The organism is Hymenobacter montanus, assembly GCF_014699115.1.
In the GTDB taxonomy this organism is placed as follows: Bacteria; Bacteroidota; Bacteroidia; order Cytophagales; family Hymenobacteraceae; genus Hymenobacter; species Hymenobacter montanus.
In genome coordinates, this window is sequence record NZ_JACXAD010000004.1 from 56,537 (window position 1) to 82,064 (window position 25,528).

Below are 25,528 nucleotides of genomic sequence, written 5' to 3' on the forward strand. Positions count from 1 at the left end.
GCTGACGGGCCTTTTCGGTTTCAAGGGTGAGGGAGTGCTACTTGAGTGAGTAATCGAGCTTCAGGATTGCGGTGACGAAACCGTCGTTGCCAAGGGAGGCTCCGCCGAGGCGGACGTTGATGTCGTCCAGCTGGTCGGTGGTGGTGAGGTAATAGTTGGCCTCCAGGCCGGCCCGCAGCTGGTTGCTGAAGCGGATGTTGAACCCTCCCCCCACCGGAACGGCGCCGGCCAGGGCCGGGTAATCGTTGCGCTCAGGTTCTAGGAAAGAGGTGTTAGGAGTAGCCGGCTCCTTGCCGAAATACGATTTCGGACTGTAAAGCAACAGCCCGGCTCCGCCCTGGACAAACACCTGCAGCCTGGGCGGCTCCGCCGCGGAAGCGGCGTAAATAGATTCGTCGGGTAGTAGATCGAAGCGAAAGAAAACCGTACCCAGGCCATTTTGGCTGACGAAAGCCAAGCCACGGTCCGGGGCCTTATCGCGGGCTCCCATCTCAAAATACGAAAACTCGCTGCCGATGTGCAGGTGCGTGGTGAGGCGGTAAAGTACGCCCAGGCTAACCGCCGGCCCCAGAAAATTGTCGCCGGGGTTATTGCCGAGGTCGCCGTTATAAAAAGTGGTGCCGCCGCCTAGTGTGAGGTGCAACGACCCGCGATAGTACGGGCGGCCCTGGCTATTATAGTGGCGCAACTGATTTCGGTGCTGCGCCTGGGCCGGTTGGATAGCAACTACGGCGGTGGTAAATAACCCGGCTCCAAAGATTAACGCACGAAAACACATACTGTCCAGCTAAAAAGAAGAAAACCGCTTATACGGCCTTCCAGGCACAAAGCGCCGAAATCCGTCGGGTTCGCGGGCCTTATTTAAAGGTGCCTTGGGGGTCGGGCAGTTTGGCCAGCAGGTCGCTGATGAGCTCGAAGTCGAGGCTGGTGACACTCTGAGACTGACCTTTGTGCACGGCTGCCCACGCTTCGGGGTACTTCTCCTGGTAGTACCGGCCCCGGGCCAGCTGCTGCCAGGCCACGGCATTCGTGGGGTCGGCGGTGGTAGCCCGTTGCAGCAAGTCCAGGGCCGCGGCCAAGTCCTTCTTCTTTTTGGCGGTGTTGTAGCGAATGAGGTAGCTGGCTCCCAGGTCGCTCATGAGCAAGGGATTCGTGGGCGCTAAGGCCAGGCCTTTGGTGAGCAGGGCAATGGCGGCATCAGCAGTGGGCTGGGTGCTGGCGATGATGCCTAAGCCGCGGTAAGCGTCCGCGTTTTGCGGGTTGAGCAGCCAGGCCAGATTGAAGCGGTAGGTGGCGGTGTCGGGCTGGTTCTCGCGCAGGTACTCGAAGCCTTTGGTGGTAAAGAAGGCACTGGCTTCCGCTGGCGAGGTAAAGCTAGCCGCAATGGCCTTAAGCTGAGCCTCCCCGATAACCTGGGTGGCCTGGGTCGGAGTGAGGCCGCCAAACAAGGGCTGCAAGCGGGCGGGGCGCGGCGGAACTGGCGCGCCCAGGCTACCATCGGCGTTGGCCACGGTACCGGGGCGACCCTTGCGTTGGGCTTGCGCGGGAAGAGCCAGGCACAGCCCCAGCGACAGCGCAGCCACTGACTGCAAAATGGTTTTGAGCAAAGTGGGCATTAACAGGGGGCGAAATAAAGGATCAGACAAATGAAACACCTTACTAAAAAGGCGGAACACAGTTGCTGACAAAGATAAAGCCCGGGCTGCCAAGCCGGAGACCCGGTTACGACTCCCGGCCGGGGCAAACTGCAGCGGTCAGGGGCATAGGTCATAAGTGGGGCGCGTGGCGGCCGATGGTCGTTGGAACGCTCTGTTGTTGATTGTATGCTATGCGTCGTTTTCTCTGGTTGATGCCGGCGGCTATATTGGCCGCTATAGTAATCGTGATAGCCGCCCAATACGTCATCGTGCCCCAGCCGCCGTAGCGAAGATCTTGCGTACGTAGCTGTCTCGGCGCCCCTCGTCGCAGCGAAACTTACCTGACTTTGGGGAAGATAGGTTTGCTCCAGTAGCCAAGTTAAAAGGGGGTAAAAAGCTGCCAAAGGGCAGCAGCCATCAGGGGTATCTCCAACCGGCCACTGTGGTAAAGGGCCGGCAGTACGCCCAGGCCGACCAGTTACTCCGGTATTAGCGCTCAGCTCGTTTTCGCGACCGAGTAAAGGTTATTGGGCAGCGCGCTTTATATCGCCATCCCTGGCCGGCACTATGTTCTGATGGTGCTCCAGTTGTATTAGCAGCCCAACGTAATTTATCGGCTGCTGAAGCCGGCGGCAGCGTAGCCCGGCTGGGTATCATAGGCCCCGGCGCATTTCCGTTAGGTGGCGGCGGAAGCCAGCTTTTTCGTAGGCTCGGATAGCCGCCTGGTTATCGTGGTACACGTCTAACCGCTGCTCATGCACGTTCCGGGCTACTGTCCAGCGGCTGAGGGCCGCTATTATTTGCTGATTCACGCCCTGCCCACGCTGGCTAGGAACCACGTACATGAAACCCAGGTAGGCGTGGCGTTGGTGCTTTAAATATATCTTCGATTCTTCGAGCCGCGCATAGCCGGAGCCTATTACTTCCCCGTTGATTTCGGCTACCAGCAACTCCACCAGGGGCGCGTCAATCATGCCGGCGAGGTCGTAGTAGCTCACGTTAGCCAGCGCCAGGGTAGGGTCAAATTGGCGCTCAACTTCAATGATGGCTTGCTCGAACTCTAGTAGAATCGGCAGATCTGCCCGCGTGGCTTTTCTAATCAGCAGTTGCTTCATAGCGTGATAGAGGAACAGATTACCGCGGTAAACTTATCCGAACAGCGCGCCTTGCCGGGTGGGCTGCTCAAACTCCAGCAGCCACTTTTTGCGGTGCATGCCGCCGGCGTAACCCGTCAGGCTGCCATCGGCCCCAATAATGCGGTGGCAGGGCCACACAATGGCCAGTGGGTTCTGGCCGTTGGCCGCCCCCACGGCCCGCACCGACTGCGGATTGTTCAGCAGCTTGGCCACGTCCAGATACGAAGCCGTCCGGCCGTAGCCCACGCTTCCCAGCGCGGCCCAAACCTGCCGCTGAAACCCGGTGCCACCCGTGGGCGCGCACACTAAGTCAAAATCGCGCAGCTCGCGGCCGAAATAGGCTCGCAGCTGCCGATGCGCCTCGCGTAAGCAGTCGGGTACCTCGTGGGAGGGCGTGGCCAAGTGGCCGGCTCCTTCGTTAAAGCTGACGGCACTCAGCCCCGCCTCGGACCCGATAAGCGCCAGGGTACCCAGCGGGGAGTCCAAATAAGCCGTAGTGCTCATAGCTTGAAAGCCGGCGCGGCTTGGGAAATCAGGGGTTGCACCGGGTTGATTTTAATACCTTGGGTGCGCCGGGCCGGGTTGGCCGCCGCCACTAGCGCCTGGGCCTGGTGCAGCGCTTCGGCGCTGGGCTGGTGCAGCACGCGGGCGGGGCCGGGCCGGCCTAAGTCGGCATCCCAGAGGCCGGACCGATGCCAGCGGTCGAGGTGGTCCCAGTCGGGGCGGTCGATGATGGGGTAGAGGCAGGTGCCCCACAGCGGCAGGCCCTGGCGCAGCACCAGCGCGCACTCTTCACCGATCATGCGCCACCACAGCGGCCGGTCAATGCCGGGGTGGCTGGTTTCGGTGATGGCGAAGGGCCGGCCGTAGCGGCGGTAGGCCTTGTGCAGAAGCTTGTGCAGCGGCACCCAGCTCGGGTCGGGCCGCGGGTCGTTCCAGCCGAGCTTGCGGTAGGGGTGCAGCTGCCACTGATTGTCGTAGTAGTAGTTAAAGCCGACGATGTCCAGTAGTTCGGGCGCGCCGCCCAGCTCGGGGCACAGCTGGCCACACAGCATGTCGGTGGCTTGGAACTGGTTGCGGTGCGAGTCGCGGGCCTCGCGGCGGTGCTGGGGCCCGGCGTTGGCCGGGGGCACCACGTTGATGAGCGGCTCGGTAGTGAGCAGCCGAATACCAGGGTCGGCCTCGCGCAGGGCGTAGCTGCCCTCGATGTAGGCGCGCATCAGCCCGTACTTGACGTCCCAACCCTGGTGGTGGCAGTAGGGGGAGGTGCCGCGCACGTCGCCGCCCAGCCAGGAAATAAAGCTCACCTCGTTGATGGGCGTCACGATGAGCACGCCCTCGGGCCGCTGGCTGCGGTAGAAGTCCACGAAGGCGCGGCAGAGGGCGGCAAAGCGCCGGGCAAACAGGGGGTGCAGCGGCGTGAGGTCGTCGGGAAAGCCGAAGTGGCACAGGTCCCACACCTGCTGCAAGCCATGGCGCTGGCCGGCGTCGAGCATGGTTTTTACGGTGCTGAAATCGTATTGGTAGGGGGCCTTCTCAATGTGAGCCCACCGAATTCCTTCCCGCACGGTGCGGATCTGGAACTGGTCCAAGGCCGCATAATCTTCGTCGATAAGCTGCAAATGACCAGTAAGGGGCAGGAAATCGACCCGCTGGCCGAAGCAGTTCAGCTGGTCGGTGCACTCGTAGCCGCCCCACCAGAATGAGCGAAAAGGATTGTCAGTAATAGTTGATTCAGGCATCGGATAAAGACTTCACTTCATGAAAATTGCCCGGCCGCAAGGAAGCAGCTGGGCAACGTTCTTATGTACAGATTATACCCGGGAAAGGTTAACCCCGAGCGCTCCCCGGGCTAGCCCGGGGCGAGGCCGCAAGGTGTTTCGGGGTAAAAATATTCAATTGGTGCTCGCCCTTGTCAGTAACTGCTTTTTTCCGGGCGGGTGCGGATTGGGGTGGCTAAGTGGTGGCCGCGCTTTCCACTCGCTCGTTCTCGTCTATGGCCTTGGCTTCAATAAAAATGCGTTTAAACTGGGGGTGCCGGGCCCGGATGGCGTTTTGCAGCTCGTCCACGGCCTGCTCGACCTCATTCGCCGACAGGTGGTTCGCGAACTCGATGTCAAGCGCCAGAATCACATCGGCCGGCCCAAGGTACATGGTCAGCGGGGCCCGCATGTGCTGCACGGAGGGGTGCGCCTGCACGATGCGTTGAAGGTCAAGGAGGACTTCTTCTTCAACGCCCACGCCAATAAGCAGGCCCTTGGTTTTGTAGATGAGAAAAACTGCGACGCCCACCAGCAGCGTACCGATGCCGATGGAGGCGGCCCCGTCGAGATAAGGATTATTCAGCAGGTGGCCGAAGTACACGCCCAGCAGGGCAATGACCAGGCCCAGCAGCGCGGCCATGTCTTCGAGCAGAATGGCAAACACCGCCGGGTCCTTACTCCGGCGTAGCGTTTGCCAGAAGCCTTCGGTGCCACGGTCCTCATTGAACGCTTGCAAAGCGAGAAAGCACGAGATTCCCTCGAAAAGCAGCGAGAGGCCCAGCACCCAGTAGTTCCAGGTGGGGTCGGTAATGGGAGCCGGGTGCTTGAGGTGTTCGACCCCCTCGTAAAACGACATGCCGCCGCCTACCGAAAACACCAGGATGGCCACGATGAGGGCCCAGAAATACAGCTCTTTGCTGCGGCCGAACGGGTGGCGCTTGTCGGGCGCTTTGGTGCTTTGGTGCACCCCCAATAAAATCAGGAATCCATTGCCGCTATCGACTAGGGAGTGAATGCCCTCCGACAGCATGGCCGACGAGCCGGTGAAATACGCCGCCACAAACTTGCTGATCGCAATGGCAATGTTGGCCCCGATAGCCCCGTAAATGGCAAATTTGGAAGAGGAAGCAGCTGAACTCATGCGGACGCTTACGCAACCTAAGGGGATGGCGTTGGCCGGTGGCGCCCATCAGCTTAGCGCGGCCCGGGCGCCTCACCTATTCCTTGTGGGGTGGCACCCGGTCGGGCACTACTAGGTACGGCCCTGGTTCGCTTCAGGCACGAAGCCGCAGGAGGGGCGAGCCTGACGGTATGGACATGGAGCGGATGGAAGACGGCCCCAAACGAGCGAAGCGACTGTGGCGAAGCCTTGGAAGAGGGGGAGCAGGTGCCGGGCGGCGTTGGTTGGTGCCTAGCTCCGGTTCCCCGGCACGGTGCCCGAGGATCGGGACCGGCAGTTCGGTGCAGATACGCGGTAAGACTGCGGCCAGGGTACTACTTTCGCCCTATGTCCCAACCTTCGTTGCAGCGCCGCCTGGGCCTGGTGCAAGCCACTGCCCTTAATATGATTGACATGGTGGGCATTGGCCCCTTTGTTACGCTGCCGCTCGTCATGGGCTTTATGGGGCCAAATTTTCTGCTGGCCTGGCTGGTGGGGGCAGGCCTGGCGGTGGTCGACGGCTTAATCTGGAGCGAGCTGGGCGCGGCGCACCCCGAAGCCGGGGGCTCGTACCGCTTCCTCAAGCTGGCCTACGGCGAGCAGAAGTGGGGGCGGCTCATGTCGTTTCTCTACGTGTGGCAGACGCTGGTGCAGTCGCCGCTGGTGCTGGCCTCGGGGGCCATTGGCTTTGCCCAGTACTTCGGCTACCTCGTGCCGATGACGGAGTGGTGGCAGCCCAAGCTGGTGTCCGGCGCCGTAGTGCTGCTGCTGATAATTCTGCTCTATCGCCGCATCGAGGACATTGGCAAGCTGGGGGTGCTGCTCTGGATGGGCGTACTGGGGTTGATGGGCTGGCTGATTGTTGGGGGCCTCACCCACGCCCACCATGAAGTAGCGTGGCTGCCCACTGGCGGCGCGGCGGCTCTGCCGGGCGTGCTGCTCTCGGCGGCCATGGGCCAAGCCGCCATCAAAACCATCTATTCCTACCTGGGGTACTACAACGTGTGTCACCTCGGTGGCGAAATCGTGAATCCCCAGCGCATAATTCCGCGCAGCATCTTCCTCAGCATTCTCGGCATCATGGCCCTGTACCTGCTACTGAACTGGAGCGTAGGCACGGTCATTCCCTGGCAGGAAGTGCAGGGGTGGCAGGCGGCTGGAACGGGCGCCGTGGCCGACAAGTCGCAGTTTATCGTGAGCGTGTTCGTGGAGCGGCTCTACGGCGTAGCGGCGGCCCAGGCGGCCACCGCGCTGGTGCTGCTGGTGGCATTCGCCTCCTTGTTTGCCGTACTGCTGGGCTATTCGCGCATTCCTTACGCGGCGGCGGCCGATGGCGAGTTTCTGCCCTTTTTCGGCCGGCTGCATCCCACCAAAAACTTCCCCCACGTGTCGCTGCTGGTTTTGGGGGGCGTGGGCTTCGTGTTCAGTTTACTTTTCCGACTGGGCGAGGTAATCACGGCTATTCTGGCCATGCGCATTCTGGTCCAGTTCGTGGGGCAGGCGGTGGGGCTGATGCTGCTGCGGCGCCGGCGCGGTACGGCCGCGTTACCGTTCAAAATGCCGCTGTACCCACTGCCCGTGCTTATTGCCATTGCGGTGTGGCTGCTCATTTTCTACAGCACCGGCCCCCGGTTCATGCTCTCCGGCCTCACCGTGATTACGCTGGGGGTAGGGGCGTTCTTGCTGTGGAGTCGTCGGCTGGGGCGGTGGCCGTTCGAGAAAAAGCTGGGCTAACTCCGAAATGAAAACCTGGTTCCAAAACAACCTGAATCCATATCTACCCCGTTTGGGGACGTCGCTGAATGGAGAAACCCGGCAGTTGCTGCGCAATCCGCAAAACCATACGGGGTGCAATTCCCCTATCGGCTGGATCTTATTTTGTGATTTTTTAGCGTAGTGTCATGATCATCCGCTGGGGATTCTTTTTGTTTTTGCTGCTTTCTGGTTTTGGGGGCTCCGCGCAATTTTGGCGGCCAGTAAAAACCTTGTCGGCTGACTACCTGCTCTGGAGCCCTACCCGGCGCTTAAGGGCCAGTGACTTTCAATTGAAGGTAAGGCCCCAAAACAATCTAAGCCAAAGCTTTGCGGAATTTGGCTTAGAAATGAACGGGAGCAATATGGAGCTGCTGGGCAAGAATGCAAACCATATGGTTAAGAACTATTTTTACCGCCTCGGCTCCTACCTGGATCTGGAATCGGGCGATACGCTCAGAACTGCTTCCGCGCTTCGATACCTGCAAACCGAATGGGATATCTATGAGGTGGCGGCCCGACGACTCCGCCAACAGCTTCGGGGCGCCGCCAAAAAGATAGTCCTTTTCGGCAAGCCGGATGTCAATGAGTTATTCAGGGCTACTCATGAGGCGGCCAGCCAGCGAATAATTCAGTATGCTGATGAAACCAAGTATGGGTTGTTCCTGGATAAGCAGCAAGAGTGGGAAAGACGGATAGCCAGTGAGCTGGCTGAATTGGCCGCCTTCGCGACGGCGTATTAATCTCGGAGCAGAAGAACTGGTGCTAAATTGGAAAGTGCGTTTTAATCTACCTAGAGGTACTTTTTAATCAAATATTTGCCATTGATCAGGGATAGACTTTGTTAGTAAAACAACGGTAGAAACTAATTAAGAATATCTAATTATCATATTTTATAAATATTTATACGAGCGTAAGATATTTAATAAAGAATATTACCAATCCATGCAGTCTGTTCTCGCCGGAATCGGGCAAAAGTGCAGTAGGTGTACCGTGGCGGTAGCGCGAACGGTGTAGTTCGCGTCACCGCGCCGCACTAGCGACTCGTCTCAGGACGCGGACTACATAGTCCGCGCTACGGTGCTACGGTCGGTCCGGTACCCTGATAACAGAACTGCTTTGAAATTACCCAGGCGCTACGGCTCAGAAGCTGGAAAGCGGGTTACCCGCGGCGCAGCACGGCCGCCGCTTCTTTAGCGAAATAGGTCAGGATGGCGTCGGCCCCGGCGCGCTTAATGCTGGTGAGCACTTCCAGCATCGTACGCTCGCCGTCGAGCCAGCCGTTTTGGGCGGCGGCTTTTACCATGGCGTACTCCCCGCTCACGTTGTAGGCCGTTACGGGCAGGTGAGTGCGTTCCTTCACCGCATGAATCACGTCCAGGTAGCTCAGGGCAGGCTTCACCATCACCATGTCGGCCCCTTCGGCTTCGTCGAGGGCCAGCTCGCGCAGGGCCTCACGTTTATTGGCGGGGTTCATCTGGTAGCTTTTCTTGTCGCCTTTTTTCGGGGCCGAATCTAGAGCGTCGCGGAACGGCCCGTAGAAGGCCGAAGCGTATTTGGCGGTGTAGCTCATGATGCTCACGTGCTGAAAGGCGTTCTCGTCGAGCACCCGCCGAATCCAGGCCACGCGGCCGTCCATCATGTCGCTCGGGCCGATGATGTCGGCCCCGGCCCGGGCCTGGGCCAGGGCCATTTGGCCGAGCACTTCGAGGGTAGCGTCGTTGAGGATTTCGCCGGACTCGGCGTCAACGATGCCGTCGTGGCCGTCGCTGCTGTAGGGGTCCATCGCCACGTCGGTCATCAGCACAATGTCGGGAAACTGCCGCTTGATTTCAGCCACCGTTTTCAGGTACAGGCCCTCGGGGTTAGCCGACTCGCGGGCCAGGCAGTCTTTCAGCGCGTCGTTGATGCTAGGGAAGGGGGCGAAAGCTTTCACGCCGAGCTCCACGCATTGGCCGACCTCGTCGATAATCCGGTCGGCCGTGAAGCGGTGGATGCCGGGCATGGACTTCACTTCCAACGTTTGATTCTGGCCTTCAATAAGGAAGAGCGGGAAAATAAAATCGTGGGTGGTGAGGCGAGTTTCCTGCACCAGGTCGCGGATAACTTCAGACTTGCGGTTGCGGCGGGGGCGGTGAATGGGGAGCATATTAAGAAGTAGCGCCGGGCCTGGGTCGGGCGCGTAAGAAATTAGCACAAGCGTTTAGTACAACGACAACGCAGCACGAAGCCGCAAAGGTTGCCCGCAAACCGGGTTATCCCCCAAACGGGTCGATGTAGGCTACCAGTACGGCCAGCGCTGCCGCCCCGGCTATAATGCCCCATACCAGCCCACCCCCGCTCAGTGCCAGGCCGACGAGCGCAATTGGCAGGGTCACCAGGCCCAGCACGCCCAAAACCGTGGTGCCCAAGCCCACCTCAGCCGGGGCCTGGGGCCGGGCCCAAAGCCGCCGCCGAGGCGTCGAGGCCGGCCTTACCACCGGGCTCGAAACTACGGACGCATCCGTTACCAGCACTTGGGGCGCGGACACGGGCCGCCGCACCCGTACCCGCGGCCGAAGGAAAGTGGACCGTGGTGCAACGGCAACGGCCGGCTCGGCCACCGGTACCGAGGCTACTTGAGCCCGCTCGATCCGGACTGCCCCTGTATCAACCGCGGGCGCGGCTCGCCGGGGGGCGGGCTGAAACGAAAAGCTGGGTCGGGTGCTCTGGCAGCCACTCATTGAGCCGACAAAAGCTACCGCCAGCAGTCCTAGCCAAAGCCAACGGGTGTAAAAGGCGAAGTGCATACTCAAAATATCAAAAAGTGAAGCGTAAACTATGCGATACGAAGTTCGGTTACTTTCCGCTATCGGGTCGCCAATAGCTCGGCCGCGCGCCAGCCGGTGCCAGCGCCCAGCGCTACGCCCATGCCATTGCAGCGCACCGCCGCCAGCAGGCCCGGTCGCACCCACTCGATAATCGGAGCCAGGGCCGGTCCGAACCCCATAACCCCGCTCCACCGATAGTCGATGCGGGGGCGCTGGCCGGGTACTATCACTTCGTACAACAGGTTTTCCAGGTAATGCTGCACCTGCTCGGTGAGACCAGGGGCCGTGGTTGCTTCGGCTGCGAAATCGAGGTTGCGGCCGCCGCCCAGCAGGAGGCGGTGGTCGGCCAGCTGCCGGAAATAGGCATAGCCGCGGTCGTAGTGAAAGGTGCCGGGCAAGGCCACGTCGGGCAGTGGCTCCGTTACCAGCACCTGACCGCGGCCGGGCGTTACCCCCAGCTCGGGCAGTAGCTCGTTGGCGAAGGCATTGGTAGCCACCAGCACCCGGCCCGCTTCCAGGCTGGCGCCGTTCGTCAGGTGCAGGCGGTGGCCCGCTCCCGAAGTTTCCACCGCTTCTACCCCGCAGCTGGTGAGTACGAGTACATCGGCGGCCCAGGTCCGGGCCAGCAGGGCGCGCATCAGGCGGCCGGCGTCGAGGCTGCCTTCGTACTCGTTCTTAAGCAGAGCCCCCAGACCCCCGAAACCAAAGCGGCCCACCTCGTCGCTAACGTCGCGGAAAGTGCGGGCCCGGCCCACCACCGGCGCCAGCAGGGCGTTGAAATAAGCTAGCTTCCCGCGGCATTCGGCGGCCAGCGCGGCTTCTTCGCGGCGAAAAAGCTCGTAGCCGCCCACCGGCTGGTAGTCCAGCTCCGCATCGCCGACCAGCTCGCGCAGCCGGGTTAACCCTTCGCAGCGGGCCGCCACCACCGCTTGCAGGTTGCCGCGCTTTTCCTGCTCCAGCAGCTCTGAAATCGACCCAAAGCAGGCAAAGCCGGCATTTTTAGTCGAGGCGCCGCTGGGCAGCGGGCCGCGTTCCAGCACCGCCACGCGCCAGGCGGGCCGACGCTGCTTTACGTACAGCGCGGCCGTGAGCCCCACCAGCCCGGCGCCAACTATGGCTACGTCGTGGGGGCCGAAAAAAGACTGGTGTTCCCAGTACGATAGCGCCAGGTCCCGCAAAGTTCTAAACGTTAAGTTGCGCCAAGGCAAGGTTTAATACCGACAAACTTCGCGAAGTTTAGCCTTAAAACTTTGCGGGACTTGGCGCTTAGAACGCCAGAATAACTTGCTCGATCACGTCGCAGGCCTCATGCAGCTGATCCTCGGTAATCACTAGGGGCGGCGCAAAGCGGATGATGTCGCCGTGCGTGGGCTTAGCCAGCACCCCACGCTCCATCAGGGTTACGCACACGTCCCAGGCCGTGCGGCCATCGGCGTGCGGGCGGATAACCACCGCGTTGAGCAAGCCCTTGCCGCGCACGAGCTCCACTACTTCGGGGCGTTGGGCCTGCACCTGGCGCATGCGCTTGCGGAATACTTCACCCAGTACGGCTGCGTTCTGAATAAGCTTTTCGTCGAGCAGCACGTCGAGGGCCGCGCGCATTACCGCGCAGGCCAGGGGGTTGCCGCCGAAGGTTGAGCCGTGCTGGCCGGGTTGAATGGTGAGCATCACCTCATTGTTGGCCAGCACCGCCGACACCGGCAGCACCCCGCCGCTCAGGGCCTTGCCCAGGATAAGAATGTCGGCGTGCACGCCTTCGTAGCACGAGGCCAGCAACTGGCCGGTGCGGCCTAGGCCGGTCTGAATCTCGTCGACGATAAACAGCACGTGGTGGGCCCGGCAAATGGCGTGCGCCTTGGCCAGGTAGCCTTCCGAGGGCACCACAACCCCGGCTTCGCCCTGAATGGGCTCCACCATAAATGCACAAACGTGCGGGTCCTGCACGGCGGCTTCCAGGGACTCCAAATCATCGTAGGGCACTACCTGGTAGCCGGGCATGTACGGTCCGAAACCGCCGGTGCTGTCGGGGTCGGTGCTAAAGGAGATGATGCCGGTGGTGCGGCCGTGAAAATTGTGCTCGGCCACAATGGTGCGGGCCTGGTTAGGGGCAATGCCCTTTTCCTGGTAACCCCACTTGCGGGCCAGCTTCAGGGCCGTTTCGACGGCTTCGGCCCCGGAGTTCATCAGTAGGGCTTTGTCGTAGCCAAACAGCTCGCACAGCTGTTTTTCGGCCGCGCCCAGCTGGTCGTTGAAGAATGCCCGCGAGGTGAGCGTCAGCTGCTGGGCCTGCCGAGTAAGCGCCGCAATAATGCGCGGGTGGCAATGGCCCTGGTTCACGGCCGAGTAGGCCGACAGAAAGTCGTAATAGTGCTTGCCCGCCACATCCCAGAGGTGTACGCCCTCGCCGCGGCTCAGCACCACGGGTAGCGGATGGTAGTTGTGCGCACCGTACTGATCTTCGAGCTGCATTAGCTGCTCGGCGCGACTACTCGTAGCGGTAGGGGAGGAGGTGTTCATAAGGCCAGTGGGAACAGAGGTGAGGGCGTGAAATTACGGGTTTTCGGCTCGAGGGGCGTTAGTCGGAGGTGCCGGAGCCCCAGCGCCCCAGCTAGCGCAAAAACCTGGGCTGGCAATGGCAACCCGAGTAATTCTTCGCACCCTCTGGCTGGCCGCAGTCTCCCACGCGGGCTCGTCCCTCGGTTCAGTTCACGCGTAACCAGTAAGAGCCCCCGTGGGTTTCAACCCCCTGCAAGGCTGGCTGCTGCCACAGAGGACTCAGAATGCCGCTTAGTTCAGCATCCTGGCTGATGAAGTAGTTAGGCAAAATTGTTTCGTACTTGTCAGGATTCGCTAGAATGAAAGCTGCCAGTAAGTACTGCTCCGAATAAGCCCGGTCACACATGAACTGCGGGTAGTCGTAAGGCAGGTAGATGTCGTGGATGTGTACAATTACGCCGGGAGCTAGTCGGGGTAGCACCTCCAGAAAGAATACAGTGGCATCCGAGTTAGGGAGTACTCGGTGCGAATTGTCAATAAAAAGAATGTCGTTCGCCTTGAGACCGTACAAAAACGAGAAATCAGTCTTTTCGAAAGGCTTACGCACTATATGTTGCGCCAGTTGGTCTATTTCAGCCCGCGGGTAAGGATCAATTGAAGTAATCTGAGTAGAGAGCCCTTGTTCCCGAATGGCTTTGGCAGCCACTTTAGTTGAATTGCCTGAGCCAACTTCAACGTACTGCTCCGGACGGAAATGTGCCAGCAGGCCGTAGATAGCCACGATATCGAGGCCCGGCAAGAAGGCATTGTTCCAGGCGGGCTGATTGGGGTCAGTTTCAAATTTGGCGTCCTTAATACGCTCGAATTCTGATTGATAAGCCAATATGTTCGTAAGTAGGCTCCGGTAGGTGTCTCTATGCCGGTTTATCAGGTCGTAGAGGGGCTGATGGGGAGGCTTACCGTGGCCGTAGCGGGGTTCGAAGGTGACTTTGTAATCCAGAAACAGGTTCTGAAATTTTGGCGAAACGAACCGGTACAGTTCTTTGAGCATAAAGCAGAATGGCGTTGCCGCGGGCAGTCATTTTTGCCGGCGGTCAGCAAAGCTACAGGTTCACTGCCAAATCGGAATGGGCCGCATCCCTCCAGGAAATTTCTCAGTAGCATATAAATCATAAAGCTTCAACAGCCAGATTGATTTCAAAAGTAATTTGGCCGCTCTCAGATCGTCCAGAGAAGCCTGGCTGAGAGTGCTGCTGGCGCGCTTCACCGACGCGTGTCAGCACCGCTGAGCTTACACCTTGGTAAGAAATGATAAGAGCCAAGCTGTCATGGGGAAACTGGTAGCGGCCCCAATTGTACCTTTGAGTTGCCAATGCCTACCTCCGCTCCCCAGCCGCTGCAGCCCGGCGACTTTTACTATACGCCCGAGGGCTATCTCGTCTTTACCGAGCAGTACCACCGGCGGCGGGGCAGCTGCTGCCGGAACGGGTGTCGGCACTGCCCATGGAAATTTCGGGCCCAAGCAGGCCAGCCAGACGCATCCCAGCAGAAATAAGAGCCGGGTGCTTGGTGAATGCCAGACTTTTGCCGATATTTGCGGCCCGTTTCTCTGCTTTGTAATTCTTAACCCTCCGATATCATGGCCCGTGTTTGTGATTTGACCGGCAAGCGTACCCGCGTTGGTAACAACGTTTCGCACGCTAACAACAAGACCAAGCGCAAGTTCTATCCGAACCTGCAGAAAAAGCGCTTCTACATCCCCGAGCAGGACGCCTGGGTTACCCTGAAAGTCGCAACCTCGACCATCCGCACCATCAACAAGAACGGCATCATGGCCGTGTTGAAGAAAGCCAAACAGGAAGGTTTTATTACCTACTAGATTATTACGCCGGCTCTTTTGGGGCCGGGCTCGTTGGAAAGACCGACGTTCGTGCAACGTATTGCCTGCGGGTGATACTTTGTGGGAACTTCGGTCTTTTCCGCGTTCATCCCTAACCAACCCCCGAGCATGAGAGCCAAAGCATCAGGGTCGTTTTTGAAAGTCTGCCTGTCGCTGGGGCTGTTGGCCGGCCTGGGTTTGGCCCCGGCCCGAGCCCAGATGGAAGGCAAACCGACCCCCGCCGCAATGGCCATTCCGGGCCGGCCAACGGATTTTCTCTCTCCCGCCTTTCACAAGAGCCGGCGCGAGGCCCTGCGGCAGCAAATGCCCGCCGGCAGCGTGGCGGTGCTGTTCGCGGCCCCCGAGCGCAACCGGGCCAACGATGTCAATTTCGTTTACCACCAAAACCCCGATCTGTATTACCTCACCGGCTACGACGAGCCCGACGCGGTGCTGCTGCTCTTCAAGCAGCCGCAGGTCGTCGGTGGTCAGGCGGGCATTACCGAGGCGCTGTTCGTGCGGCCCCACGACCCGAAGAAGGAGCAGTGGACCGGCCGCCGCCTGGGTGCCGCCGGGGCTAAGTCGCAGCTGGGCCTGCAGTTCACCGCCGATAACCAGGACTTTGCCGCGGCCGGGATCAAGTGGGCCGGTTTCGGCAAGCTATTGTTTACTAACCTACCCACCGACGCCCGCGACGACGCCAGCAACCCCGCGGATTTATTCAGCTTGGTGGCCACTTTCCGGCAACAGGCTGGCCTGACGGCGGCCAATTACAACCCGGCAATTTCCGAAGCGGAAAACCTGACCCGCCGCTACGGGCTCCGCGACAGCAAGGTGGCGGCTAGCTACATCCCCGAAGCCATTAAAAAGAACCCTGCCTTGGCAAACTCACGCTTGCTAAAGGATTTCCTGGCGGCCACCACCGATGCCGGCCGCAAAGCCGCCATTGAGGCGCATCCGCTCGGTCGGCTCGACGATGCGACCCTGGGCGAAAAGCTCGACGAGCTGCGGGCCCTGAAAACACCCGAGGAGCTAGCCTTGCTGCGCCGCGCCATCCGCATCAGCGCCCAGGGCCAGCGCGAGGTACTGAAGCTGATGCGTCCGGATATGGGCGAAATGGAGCTTCAGGGCCTGCACGAGTACGTGTACCGCCGCTACGGGGCCGAATTCCAGGGCTATCCCAGCATCGTGGGCGGCGGGGCTAACGGCTGCATCCTGCACTACGAAACCAACGACCGCCAACGCCTCGATAACGACCTTGTGCTCATGGATTGCGGCGCCGAATACCACGGCTACTCCGCCGACGTCACGCGCACGGCGCCGCCCTCGGGCACGTTCAGCCCCGCGCAGCGCCAGATCTACGAGCTGGTGCTGGCCGCTCAGGAAGCTGGTTTCGCCGCCTGCCGGCCCGGGGCCGACTTTGATGCGCCTAACAAGGCCACCCAGGAAGTAGTGGCCGCCGGCTTGCAAAAGCTCGGCATCCTCCAGAAAAAAGAGGATTTCCGGCGTTACTACCCGCACGGGTCCAGCCACTACCTCGGCCTTGACGTGCACGACCGCGGTACCTACGGCCCGCTGCAAGCCGGCAACGTTATTACCGTCGAGCCCGGTATCTACATCCCCGCCGGTTCGCCCTGCGACCCCATGTGGTGGAACATCGGCGTTCGCATCGAGGACGACGTCCTGATTACGCCCACCGGCTACGAAAACCTCTCCGCCGAAGCTCCGCGTACCGTGGCCGATATCGAAAAGCTCATGGCCGAACCCAGCGCCCTGGAAAGCTGGCAGCTGCCGGTGCTGAAGTAACCTTAAGAAGAGCTTTTAGAGCTTAGAACCGAGAGCGGAGAACTTAGATCGAAGCAAAGAGCCGGCTTGGGGCTAATAAAGCAATGTTTCAGCTCTAGGTTCTAAGTTCTGAGCTCTAAATTCTAAGTTCTATGAGTAAGGTATTGGGTCAGCGATGAGGCCGGCGTTCTGCTTCGCCAACTGAAAGTTGGCTTTGGGCTTTCTTGGTCGTTTCCAAAAATAGCCGTACATTTGCAGTCCTAAATTTAAAAATCACACCCCCGTCGAGATGGCCAAGAAAGGAAACCGGGTGCAGGTTATCATGGAATGCACCGAGCATAAAAACTCGGGGATGCCGGGCACCTCGCGCTACATCACCACCAAGAACCGCAAGAACACCCCCGAGCGCATTGAGTTGAAGAAATTCAACCCCATCCTCAAGAAAATGACTGTTCACAAGGAAATTAAATAACCTGAACAATGGCTAAGAAAGTAGTAGCAACGCTGAAAACCACCGAGAATGCCAAGAACTGGGCAAAGGTGATTCGCGCCGTTAAGTCGGAGAAGACCGGGGCCTACACCTTCCGCGAGGAAATGGTGCTGCTCGAGAAAGTGCAGGAGTACCTGGCTACCGGCAACAAGTAGGCTATTGGTAAGGTAAGTAAAGCTGAAAAGTCCCACGTCCGTGGGACTTTTTTCGTGTTAGTATAAATCCACTCTGCAGTGGAAAATTGTTGAAGGGTGGCGGAACGGTGGCCCTCCGACAATGTCTACCGGACCGTTCAACGATTCTCCGACTTCCGGTCGGCGCTACCCATGGGCCTCTTCGATTTTTTTAAGAAAGACAAGGAAAGCACGACGCAGCAGGCCTCGCTCGACGCGGGCCTGGCGAAGACCAAAACCAACTTCTTTGAGCAGCTAAGCAAGGCCGTGGTGGGTAAAAGCACCGTGGACGAAGCCGTGCTCGACGACCTGGAGGGGCTGCTGGTGCATTCCGACGTGGGCATCGAAACGACGGTGAAAGTCATTGACCGCATCGAAGCCCGGGTAGCCCGCGACAAGTACGTGAGCACCGCCGAGCTCGACCGCATCCTGCGCGAGGAAATCGTGGCTCTGCTGGAAGACAACAACTCCGGCTCCACGGCCATGCTGGACCGGGCCGGTAATTCCGGCCAGCCCTTCGTGATTATGGTGGTCGGGGTGAATGGCGTCGGCAAAACTACTACCATTGGCAAGCTGGCCCACCGCTTCCACGCCGCGGGCAAGAAGGTAGTGCTGGGGGCCGCGGATACGTTCCGGGCAGCGGCAGTAGACCAGCTCATCATCTGGGGCGAGCGGGTGGGCGTGCCCGTGGTAAGCCACGGCATGAATACCGACCCGGCTTCCGTGGCCTACGATGCCGTGCGCAAAGGCGTGGAGCTGGGAGCCGATGTGGTCATCATCGACACGGCCGGCCGTCTGCACAACAAGGTGAACCTGATGAACGAGCTAAGCAAAATCAAGCGCGTGATGCAGAAAGTGATTCCCGATGCGCCCCACGAGGTGCTGCTGGTGCTCGACGGCAGCACGGGTCAGAATGCCTTTATGCAAGCCAAGGAGTTCACCAAAGCCACCGAGGTCACGGCCCTGGCGGTTACCAAGCTCGACGGCACGGCGCGCGGTGGCGTGGTCATCGGTATTTCCGACCAGTTCAGCATTCCGGTGCGCTACATCGGGGTAGGGGAGAAGATGACCGACCTGCAGCTGTTCGACCGGCATACTTTCGTTAACTCGCTCTTTAAAAAGTAGGCCCCGCCGAAAGTAACCCGTCCGGCCGGGCCTCGCGGGCCAACTTGCGAACGGGCTGCCTGATGAGCCAGCCACGCCCGCGAGCTGCTTCATGGCATTTGGCCGGGCGCCAAGCTTTCGTAGTAAGTTTGGGGTAACCCACCGCCCGCTCCCTCAAACAATACTTGATGGGCCGAGCCGTTTACCTTCAGCATGAACGACATTCAAACCCTCGCCGTCGTGGGGGCCGGCACCATGGGGCTCGGCATCGCCCAGTTGGCTATTCAGCACGGCCTGCCCACGATATTATTCGACCTGAACCCCGCCGCGCTGGAAAAAGCCCAGGCGGCCATTGCCGCCGGTTTGAGTAAGCTGGTGGAAAAGAATAAGCTGAGCACCGACGCGCGCACCGCCGCCTTGGCTCGCCTCACCACCACCACCGATATGAACCTGGTGCAGGCCGACGTTATCGTGGAGGCGGTAGTGGAGCGACTCGACGTGAAGCACCAGCTGTTTCGGGAGCTGGCGGCCATCAACGACCCGACCACCATTCTGGCTTCTAACACCTCTTCGCTGCCCATCACGCAGTTGGCCGCGCCAGTCCCGAACCCCGAGCGGGTGGTGGGCCTACACTTTTTCAACCCCGCGCCGCTGATGCCGCTGGTTGAAGTGATAAGCGGGGTGGCCACGGCTCCCGCGGTAGCCGACGCGGTGGAAGCCCTGGCCCGGCGCCTGGGCAAAACCCCCGTGCGGGCCGCTGACGCCCCCGGCTTCATCGTAAATCGGGTGGCGCGGCACTATTATGTCGAGAGCCTGAAGATCGTGGAAGAAAACGTCGCCTCTTTGCAGGTGGTGGATGAATTGCTGGAGGCCAGTGGATTCAAAATGGGTCCGTTTCGGTTGATGGACCTGATCGGGGTGGATACCAACTTCGCGGTCACCAGTGCCATGTTCGCCTCCTTTCACCAGGAGAGCCGGTTTCGCCCCAGCCGCATTCAGCAGCAGCGGGTGGATGCGGGGCACCACGGTCGCAAAACCGGTCGGGGATTCTACACTTATGAATGAGGAACGAGCCATGAAACATCACCAAACCCGGGTAGCCGGCCGCCTTTTTTCCGCCTTTGCGCTCATCTCCTCGTCCTGCTGGCTGGTCGCCTGTGGGGAGAAAAACAGCGACCAGCCCCTGATCCCGTACGCCCCGGTGAACCTCAGCATTAACATTACCAACCAGGAGTACGTCGCGCTCCGCTTCAACAACGGGGCCGTAGCCCTGCCGGCGAAGGGCCCGGCCGGCGACGGCGGGGTGAAGGGCGTCATCGTGGTGCGGCAAAGCGCCAACACCTTCCTGGCCTTCGAGCGCAACTGCCCCTACCAGCCTTACGATGCCTGCGCCCTGGTAAGCCTGGACCGCAGCTCGCGGCTGTTTATGCGCGATTCCTGCTGCAATTCGCAGTTCGACCTGAAAGGGCAAGTTACTGGCGGTCCGGCTCCCAGGCCGCTTAAACAGTACAGTACCAGCTTGCAAGGCAACCTGCTCAGCATCACAAACTGAGGTCTTTAGTAGTTTTTTAGAAAAAAAACTGATTTCAGCTTGCGCTTTTTTGAGGAAGGTCGTAAGTTTGCAGTCCGAAACAACAACAACCGGGTTTCGGATAAACAATTGCTTCCTTAGCTCAGCCGGTTAGAGCATCTGACTGTTAATCAGAGGGTCCCTGGTTCGAGCCCAGGAGGGAGCGCTAAAAGGCCACTCACGATACCGTGAGTGGCCTTTTTTAATTATTAGCCCCAGTATGCTGTTTAAAGGAGGCATAAATCCCATTTTAAAACGTTTAAGACCTCAGCCTGACCTAGCAGCTCATGGATGACATTGAGATGGTAGTGGCACACGCCTACAACTGACGGATTAATTTTGGAGAGAAGCATTGTTGGGATAGATTCGGAGGTAGAGGTAATCTAAGCTTAGCTGAAATATCAAGATGGGAAAATAGTACCAAAATGGGAAATTTATATTATAAAATATAAATTTAGGAAACTAGTGTCTGATTGAGTATGTTGCCGGTACTTTCCAGCTTATTACCAAATCGACACAAAATGAGACGAGTAGTATTCCGGTTTCTCCCAATTGTTACAGTTCTGAGAACCCAGTAACAATGTGGAACGACCAAGAAGCACGAGTTGATTTACTCGGACATCGCCGAATTGCAGAGACGCTGGTAAGCATCATGCAGCAGGAAGCACTGCGGCCGCTCACCATTGGTATTCACGGAAGCTGGGGTGCGGGTAAATCCTCCATCCTGTCGCTGGTGGATGCACAATTGCGGGACGACCCCAAAACATTGTGTTTCACTTTCAATGGCTGGCTGTACCAAGGTTACGAGGACACCAAGTCAGCTCTAATGGAGACGGTGGTGCATGAGTTACTTAAGCGGCGCTCCACGAGCCAGCAGGTGCTCGATTTAGGCAAGTCTATCTTTCGTCGCATTAATTGGCTCAAGGCGGCTAAAACGACCGGCGAACTGGCCTTAACTGCAGCTTTGACTACTACGCTGGGTTTACCTCCCACAGCCCTATTTGGGTTGGCCGGAGCAGTAGCCAAAGTAAAGAAGCTAACTGAGTCGAAGGAGGAAAAGTCCAGCACCGAAATCACAGTGGCGGCGGAAGATGACGAACCTTGGCTTAAACCTGAGCAGGCAACGGTGCCCGCTCAGATTCAGGCATTCCGTGATGAACTGCAAGAGTTGATTACGCGCGTGGAGGTTGAGCGGCTTGTGGTGCTGGTGGATGACCTAGACAGGTGCCTTCCCGGCGCAGTCATTGACATTTTGGAAGCGGTCAAGCTGTTTCTTTTCGTGCCTGGTACTGTCTTCATTATTGCTACGGATGAGGCTATGATTGAGTACGCTGTGCGGCGGTACTATCCTGATTTGCCCGTTTCTCAGGCCGATTACACGAAGCATTACCTAGAAAAGCTTATCCAGATTCCTATCCGTATTCCCTCCCTGAATCAGCTTCAAACCCAGAATTACATCCGTTTCCTGCTTTTACAGCACCATTTACAGGATGACCAGGCCCGGCTGCAGGAAATCTGCCAAGCCTTCGAGCGCTCGCATAAAACGCCTTACGACCCCACAGAGCTTACGTACGAGTTCATTACCCAGGAACTCGGCGATACCAATCAGGACCTGCGAATGGTGCTTCACGTGGGCGAGCAGCTCGGCAGCTCGCTGGCGACCGAGCTGCGGGGCAACCCCCGCAATATCAAGCGGTTCATGAATACCGTATTCTTGCGCAAGCGCGTGGCGGAGATATATGGCTTGAATGACCTCAAGGTGGGTATTCTTTCCAAGCTATTGCTGCTGGAGCGCTTTCACGAGCGGGAGTACACCCAAATCCTGGCGGAAGTCACTGCTTCAGCCGATGGCCACTCGGCTACCGTGCAGGGGCTGGAGAAGCCTGTCGAGCCAGAAAAAGCTGATAAGGCGGAAAAAGCCAGGGTAAAAAAACCGGCCCCAGCCCCAAAGCCCGCTGTGGAAACCGCTGCGGAGCATCAACTATTGGCATGGGCCAAGCTTGAGCCCGCGATGGGCGAAGTTGATTTGCGCCCCTATGTATTTGTAGCGCGAGAACGGGCCATCAGCTTCCAGCCCCTCGATGATATTCCGCACACGCTGGTGCCCGTGTTAGAGGTGCTGGCCAGTGGCAGCCGCATGGCCATGCAGGGCCAGCAGGCCAACATCACGGCCCTATCCGACCCGTTAGCGCAGCTGCTGTTCCGACAACTAGAAAAGCTGGCTGTGAAGGAAAACAGCTGGCGTAGCGAATCAATGCCCATGAAAGGCTTGCTCTACCTGGTGCAGCAGCACGCCGGATTGGAAGTGGATTTAATCAACCTGTTTCAGGCCATTCCGGCTCGCGAACTGGGCACCTGGGTGGCTTCCAATCTGGACTTTATGCAGTCGGCTGCCGGCCTGCAGGCGAAAGCCGAGTTTTTCGCCAACGTGCAGCGCAACGCCGACGCCTCGGCCGGACTCAAAACTCTCATCACGCAACTAACCATCCGCTAACTCTATGGGAACTTCTACCAATCGACGGGGCATCAGTCGTGCTACTCCCTTACTGCCCGACTGGCTTGATGAGGAAGACACAGAGGAAGAGGACACCGAAGAAAATGACGACCCGCAGGAGGAGAACAAGCTGGAAGACTCCGACCAGCCGGACCAGCCAGGCAATGAAGAGGCGCCGGCCGAGCCACCAGTTCCCGACGATGATAACCCGGATATTCCCTATAACCGCTTCGATGCCAGCCAGCGCGGCTTTCGAGAAGCCGTGCGCACAGGCATGTCGGCAGGCCTGGTCCGGGTAGTTAAGAACTATTACCGCCATGCTCTCGGGGGACCCCAGCGAGCAGCGCAGCGTATTCAGTCATCCAGCCGGGCCGTGGCCCGGTTCGGAGGCATTCTCAGCGATATCCAGCAGCAGGGCATAGCGCCAGTGCTTGCCCAGTACAACCTAGCTCAGTACACGGGCCGGCCAGTGGTGGAAGTGCTGTCGGCCCTGATGGAAGCCGTATGCGGCACATCGTCGCTGCTGGATAACGCCGTCACGAAGTATGCCTATGCGCAGGCTGTAGTGCGCATAATCGACGAAAATTCCGCGCTCGACCTAAGTAGCCTGACGAGCACGCAAGTGGCCGAGATGATGGCCGTGTTTCTGGAGGAAAGCTTGGTGTACCGACTCATCTGTGACGTTGGGCGCGACCTCACGGTGGCGACCTCTAATCCGGCCCAGGCGCTACAGGCCGAGGAGCAGCTTTCGCAGATAGTGAGCGGCCTCATCCGCAGTACTATCGTGCCGGAGCTGCAAAAAGCAGCGCAAGACAAAGCCACCATTGAGAGCAAGCTGGCCCGCATTTACCGCATTGCCATCCAAACTATCCTAAACTCTTAAATTTCTGTTAATATGGCTCACGTTGGTATTGAGTTACGGGTAGGTCCACAAGATGCGGGCGCTGGGGCTGATACAACTTCTTTCGCCCAATTCTACACGTTTTACACGGAGGACCCAGCGCACAAGGTGCAGCGAGTAAGCTTCAGCAAGCTGCTCAAGAGCTTGCGTCGGCTGCATCTGCTACCTACGGCCACGGGGTTGGATTTTCTGAACGTCGCCGCGACCGTTTATGCGGCCGACACCTGCGTGAAGCGGCACCGCTACGCGGCCGACAGCTGGACCCGGCAGTTGCACCTGTTCATTCCCGTGAGCGACCCCGCGCTGTGGCAGGCGCAGGAAGCCCTGCTGGCCGAACTGCTGAACTTTCTGACTGGAGACCTATGGCAACTTACCTTCCGGCTCAGCACCGACAGCATCACGGTGGCCAAGCGTCCCATGCGCCCGTCCACTTATCTTACGGATACCATTTGCTTGTTTTCCGGCGGCATGGATAGCTTTTTGGGGGCCATGAGATTGCTCCAAGCTGGTATGCGGCCCCTGTTGGTCGGGCATGCCAAGAGCAGCGATGTATCCGAATATCGCAACAAGGCGGCTACTGCGCTAGCAGGTCGTTACCCCACGCTCGACCCGCAACTTGTGGAAGCCTACGTGCGGGTAGGTAAGCCCCAGGAAAACAATAAGGCTATTGACGGGGAAAACACGGAGCGGGGACGCTCATTTCTATTCTTGGCGCTGGGTGCAGCCTGCGCCTCTGCCCTGCCTGCTCCGGCCGCAGGGCAGCGTAAGCAACTTCACATTCCAGAAAACGGTTTCATTACGCTCAACCTGTCGTTGACGCCCCTTCGTCTGGGAGCGTACAGCACCCGCACCACGCACCCCTATTACCTGAGCCTAATGCAGCAACTGTTTGATGCGCTGCAACTGGAAACCACCATTACAAACCCATTTGAATTCAAAACCAAGGGCGAGATGCTGATTGAAAGCGCTGATCCGGCGTTTGTAGCTAGTGTGGATACCATGTCGTGTAGTCGCCCAGCCACCCGCAATGCCAACCTAGAAGGCGCGGGCAAGCGCCATTGCGGCCGGTGCGTGCCGTGCATAATCCGCCGGGCAGCCCTTAAAAAAGCTAGACTACCTGATGATAATAGCCAGTTGCGTGCCGATGGATATCCGCCCTATCGAACTGATATTTATACCGAAACGCTACACGTTTCGACCAGTGACAATACACCGGGCAAGGGAGAGCACGCCATGTCACTGCGGTACTTAAGCCAGCGAGCACGTACCCAGCCTAATTTCCTGACGGCTGCTATCCGTCTGACAGGGCCTCTGAATGACCCTGAGAAATCGCTGGCTACTTACAAGAGTGGCTTAGCTGAAGTAGAAGCCGTGTTGCGACAGGTCCGCCTCGTTGACTGAGGATGAGTTATTACGTTGACACCCATTGCCACTTAGACCTATTCCCTGGTATTCGTACCGGCGTTGCCGAAGAAGATGCGCTACCCATTAAAACCATCACGGTTACCAATACCCCAACGCTATGGCAGCCTAATAAGAAGATATTTAAGGAGTGTTACAACATCCGGGTGGCGCTGGGTCTGCACCCTGAACTGGCAAGTCGGCGGGCACCTGAAGTAGAAAAGCTGCGAGCTGTGTTCGCCGAAGCTAAATACATTGGAGAAATAGGACTGGATGGCACTTCTAACGAGCAAGCCGAGCGACATGCCCAGTTGACCGTGTTTCGAAACATACTAGATTCTCTTAAGCAGCAAGAGCCTAAAATTCTCACGGTGCATAGCCGCGGGGCTGCCCGCGAAACCATTGAGGAGCTGAAACAAGCGGTGCGCGGCACCTCGCACCAAGTTATTCTACATTGGTTTTCGGGGGGGCTTGATGAATTGCGCCAGGCTGTAGCTGCTGGATTTCTCTTTTCTGTCAACCATAAGATGGTTACTAGTCGCAACGGGCAGCAGATAATTCAAGCGCTACCTAGAAATACCGTGCTTACTGAAACAGATGCACCATTCACATTTGCTGGCAATATTTCCACTCGGCAACATTCGCTAAAAAGAACTCTTTCTGGTTTAGCTCAGCATTGGCATTGTGAGGTGGAAGAAGCAAAGCAACATGTATGGGAGTGTTTTGGGCAAATGGTACGAGCTGCACGATAAGAAGCAGTACGTTAAGTAATGTATTGCATCAGATACACCGGGTTGCTTGTTTCGCCAATTCCATCAAAATCGGGCCCGTCACAAGTCGGCAGATATACTACTGCAAAAGCGGCAACACAGTCAAGTACTAGGCCTCGCCCGACTGCCGTGTGCTAGCCTAATTGGGGACTCTGTGCTACTTATCAGCCTAGATGGCATCCCCCTGCCGGATCTGCAAAGAGAGCTA

At 58.7% G+C, this 25,528-nt stretch carries 25 protein-coding genes and 1 tRNA gene; 15 read left to right on the top strand and 11 right to left on the bottom strand.

What is annotated here, in order from left to right:
* Positions 1-37 precede the first annotated feature (37 nt).
* The 6 genes from IC235_RS04485 to IC235_RS04510 all read right to left on the bottom strand — a co-directional run bounded on the left by IC235_RS04485 (position 38) and on the right by IC235_RS04510 (position 5,677).
* Positions 38-778 carry a hypothetical protein gene (locus IC235_RS04485; protein ID WP_191003987.1) on the bottom strand — a complete coding sequence of 247 codons (741 nt, stop codon included), beginning with the start codon at positions 776-778 and terminating at the stop codon, positions 38-40.
* Positions 779-857: 79 nt separating this feature from the next.
* A complete protein-coding gene (locus tag IC235_RS04490) occupies positions 858-1,616 on the bottom strand; it encodes a tetratricopeptide repeat protein (protein ID WP_191003988.1) in 759 nt (252 codons plus the stop codon).
* A 674-nt stretch (positions 1,617-2,290) separates the two neighbouring features.
* The gene (locus tag IC235_RS04495) at positions 2,291-2,752 is read right to left on the bottom strand and encodes a GNAT family N-acetyltransferase (RefSeq protein ID WP_191003989.1); all 462 of its coding nucleotides are present in this window, start codon (positions 2,750-2,752) and stop codon (positions 2,291-2,293) included.
* A gap of 33 nt (positions 2,753-2,785) precedes the next feature.
* On the bottom strand, positions 2,786-3,277 hold the full coding sequence (locus IC235_RS04500; RefSeq protein WP_191003990.1) for a methylated-DNA--[protein]-cysteine S-methyltransferase: 492 nt from the start codon (positions 3,275-3,277) through the stop codon (positions 2,786-2,788).
* On the bottom strand, positions 3,274-4,515 hold the full coding sequence (locus IC235_RS04505; protein ID WP_223847083.1) for an amine oxidase: 1,242 nt from the start codon (positions 4,513-4,515) through the stop codon (positions 3,274-3,276). Before IC235_RS04505 ends, IC235_RS04500 begins: the two co-directional genes overlap by 4 nt.
* 214 nt (positions 4,516-4,729) lie before the next feature.
* Positions 4,730-5,677, bottom strand: coding sequence for a cation diffusion facilitator family transporter (locus IC235_RS04510; RefSeq protein WP_191003991.1), 948 nt, complete (start codon positions 5,675-5,677; stop codon positions 4,730-4,732).
* Positions 5,678-6,043: 366 nt separating this feature from the next.
* Between IC235_RS04510 and IC235_RS04515 the strand changes: the two genes are divergently transcribed.
* Positions 6,044-7,429 (top strand): APC family permease, encoded by a 1,386-nt coding sequence (locus IC235_RS04515; protein ID WP_191003992.1) that lies wholly within the window; start codon positions 6,044-6,046, stop codon positions 7,427-7,429.
* A gap of 167 nt (positions 7,430-7,596) precedes the next feature.
* A complete protein-coding gene (locus IC235_RS04520; protein WP_191003993.1) occupies positions 7,597-8,190 on the top strand; it encodes a hypothetical protein in 594 nt (197 codons plus the stop codon).
* A gap of 419 nt (positions 8,191-8,609) precedes the next feature.
* On the opposite strand, the gene hemB is transcribed toward IC235_RS04520, so the two are convergent.
* The 5 genes from hemB to IC235_RS04545 form a co-directional block, all read right to left on the bottom strand.
* Positions 8,610-9,596, bottom strand: coding sequence for a porphobilinogen synthase (hemB, locus tag IC235_RS04525; protein ID WP_191003994.1), 987 nt, complete (start codon positions 9,594-9,596; stop codon positions 8,610-8,612).
* A 106-nt stretch (positions 9,597-9,702) separates the two neighbouring features.
* The gene (locus IC235_RS04530; RefSeq protein WP_191003995.1) at positions 9,703-10,236 is read right to left on the bottom strand and encodes a hypothetical protein; all 534 of its coding nucleotides are present in this window, start codon (positions 10,234-10,236) and stop codon (positions 9,703-9,705) included.
* A 59-nt stretch (positions 10,237-10,295) separates the two neighbouring features.
* Positions 10,296-11,435, bottom strand: a complete 1,140-nt coding sequence (locus IC235_RS04535) for an NAD(P)/FAD-dependent oxidoreductase (RefSeq protein ID WP_191003996.1) — start codon at positions 11,433-11,435, stop codon at positions 10,296-10,298.
* An 88-nt stretch (positions 11,436-11,523) separates the two neighbouring features.
* On the bottom strand, positions 11,524-12,774 hold the full coding sequence (gene rocD, locus IC235_RS04540) for an ornithine--oxo-acid transaminase (RefSeq protein ID WP_191003997.1): 1,251 nt from the start codon (positions 12,772-12,774) through the stop codon (positions 11,524-11,526).
* 184 nt (positions 12,775-12,958) lie between these two features.
* Positions 12,959-13,804, bottom strand: a complete 846-nt coding sequence (locus tag IC235_RS04545) for a class I SAM-dependent methyltransferase (protein WP_191003998.1) — start codon at positions 13,802-13,804, stop codon at positions 12,959-12,961.
* Between the two features lie 321 nt (positions 13,805-14,125).
* Here IC235_RS04545 and IC235_RS04550 point away from each other — a divergent pair, with 321 nt between their 5' ends.
* From IC235_RS04550 to qatD, 13 genes are all read left to right on the top strand, one after another.
* A complete protein-coding gene (locus tag IC235_RS04550) occupies positions 14,126-14,308 on the top strand; it encodes a DUF5522 domain-containing protein (RefSeq protein ID WP_191003999.1) in 183 nt (60 codons plus the stop codon).
* Between the two features lie 84 nt (positions 14,309-14,392).
* Entirely contained in the window at positions 14,393-14,632 is a 240-nt protein-coding gene (gene rpmB, locus IC235_RS04555; protein WP_191004000.1) for a 50S ribosomal protein L28, read from the top strand.
* 129 nt (positions 14,633-14,761) lie between these two features.
* A complete protein-coding gene (locus IC235_RS04560) occupies positions 14,762-16,438 on the top strand; it encodes an aminopeptidase P N-terminal domain-containing protein (RefSeq protein ID WP_191004001.1) in 1,677 nt (558 codons plus the stop codon).
* Between the two features lie 268 nt (positions 16,439-16,706).
* Positions 16,707-16,889 (top strand): 50S ribosomal protein L33, encoded by a 183-nt coding sequence (gene rpmG / locus IC235_RS04565; RefSeq protein WP_046245291.1) that lies wholly within the window; start codon positions 16,707-16,709, stop codon positions 16,887-16,889.
* Positions 16,890-16,897: 8 nt separating this feature from the next.
* Complete coding sequence (locus IC235_RS04570) at positions 16,898-17,062, top strand: DUF4295 domain-containing protein (protein WP_092676284.1); 165 nt, start codon at positions 16,898-16,900, stop codon at positions 17,060-17,062.
* A gap of 171 nt (positions 17,063-17,233) precedes the next feature.
* Positions 17,234-18,205: a signal recognition particle-docking protein FtsY gene (gene ftsY, locus IC235_RS04575; protein ID WP_191004002.1), complete on the top strand. Its 972-nt coding sequence runs from the start codon at positions 17,234-17,236 to the stop codon at positions 18,203-18,205.
* A gap of 192 nt (positions 18,206-18,397) precedes the next feature.
* Positions 18,398-19,249, top strand: a complete 852-nt coding sequence (locus IC235_RS04580) for a 3-hydroxyacyl-CoA dehydrogenase NAD-binding domain-containing protein (RefSeq protein WP_191004003.1) — start codon at positions 18,398-18,400, stop codon at positions 19,247-19,249.
* 10 nt (positions 19,250-19,259) lie between these two features.
* On the top strand, positions 19,260-19,736 hold the full coding sequence (locus tag IC235_RS04585; protein ID WP_223847084.1) for a QcrA and Rieske domain-containing protein: 477 nt from the start codon (positions 19,260-19,262) through the stop codon (positions 19,734-19,736).
* Between the two features lie 110 nt (positions 19,737-19,846).
* Positions 19,847-19,920, top strand: a tRNA-Asn gene (locus IC235_RS04590).
* Positions 19,921-20,334: 414 nt separating this feature from the next.
* On the top strand, positions 20,335-22,248 hold the full coding sequence (gene qatA, locus IC235_RS04595; RefSeq protein ID WP_191004004.1) for a Qat anti-phage system ATPase QatA: 1,914 nt from the start codon (positions 20,335-20,337) through the stop codon (positions 22,246-22,248).
* A 4-nt stretch (positions 22,249-22,252) separates the two neighbouring features.
* Entirely contained in the window at positions 22,253-23,131 is an 879-nt protein-coding gene (qatB, locus tag IC235_RS04600) for a Qat anti-phage system associated protein QatB (RefSeq protein WP_191004005.1), read from the top strand.
* 12 nt (positions 23,132-23,143) lie between these two features.
* The gene (qatC, locus tag IC235_RS04605; RefSeq protein WP_191004006.1) at positions 23,144-24,550 is read left to right on the top strand and encodes a Qat anti-phage system QueC-like protein QatC; all 1,407 of its coding nucleotides are present in this window, start codon (positions 23,144-23,146) and stop codon (positions 24,548-24,550) included.
* Positions 24,551-24,552: 2 nt separating this feature from the next.
* The gene (qatD, locus tag IC235_RS04610; RefSeq protein ID WP_191004007.1) at positions 24,553-25,302 is read left to right on the top strand and encodes a Qat anti-phage system TatD family nuclease QatD; all 750 of its coding nucleotides are present in this window, start codon (positions 24,553-24,555) and stop codon (positions 25,300-25,302) included.
* The last annotated feature ends 226 nt before the right edge of the window (positions 25,303-25,528 follow it).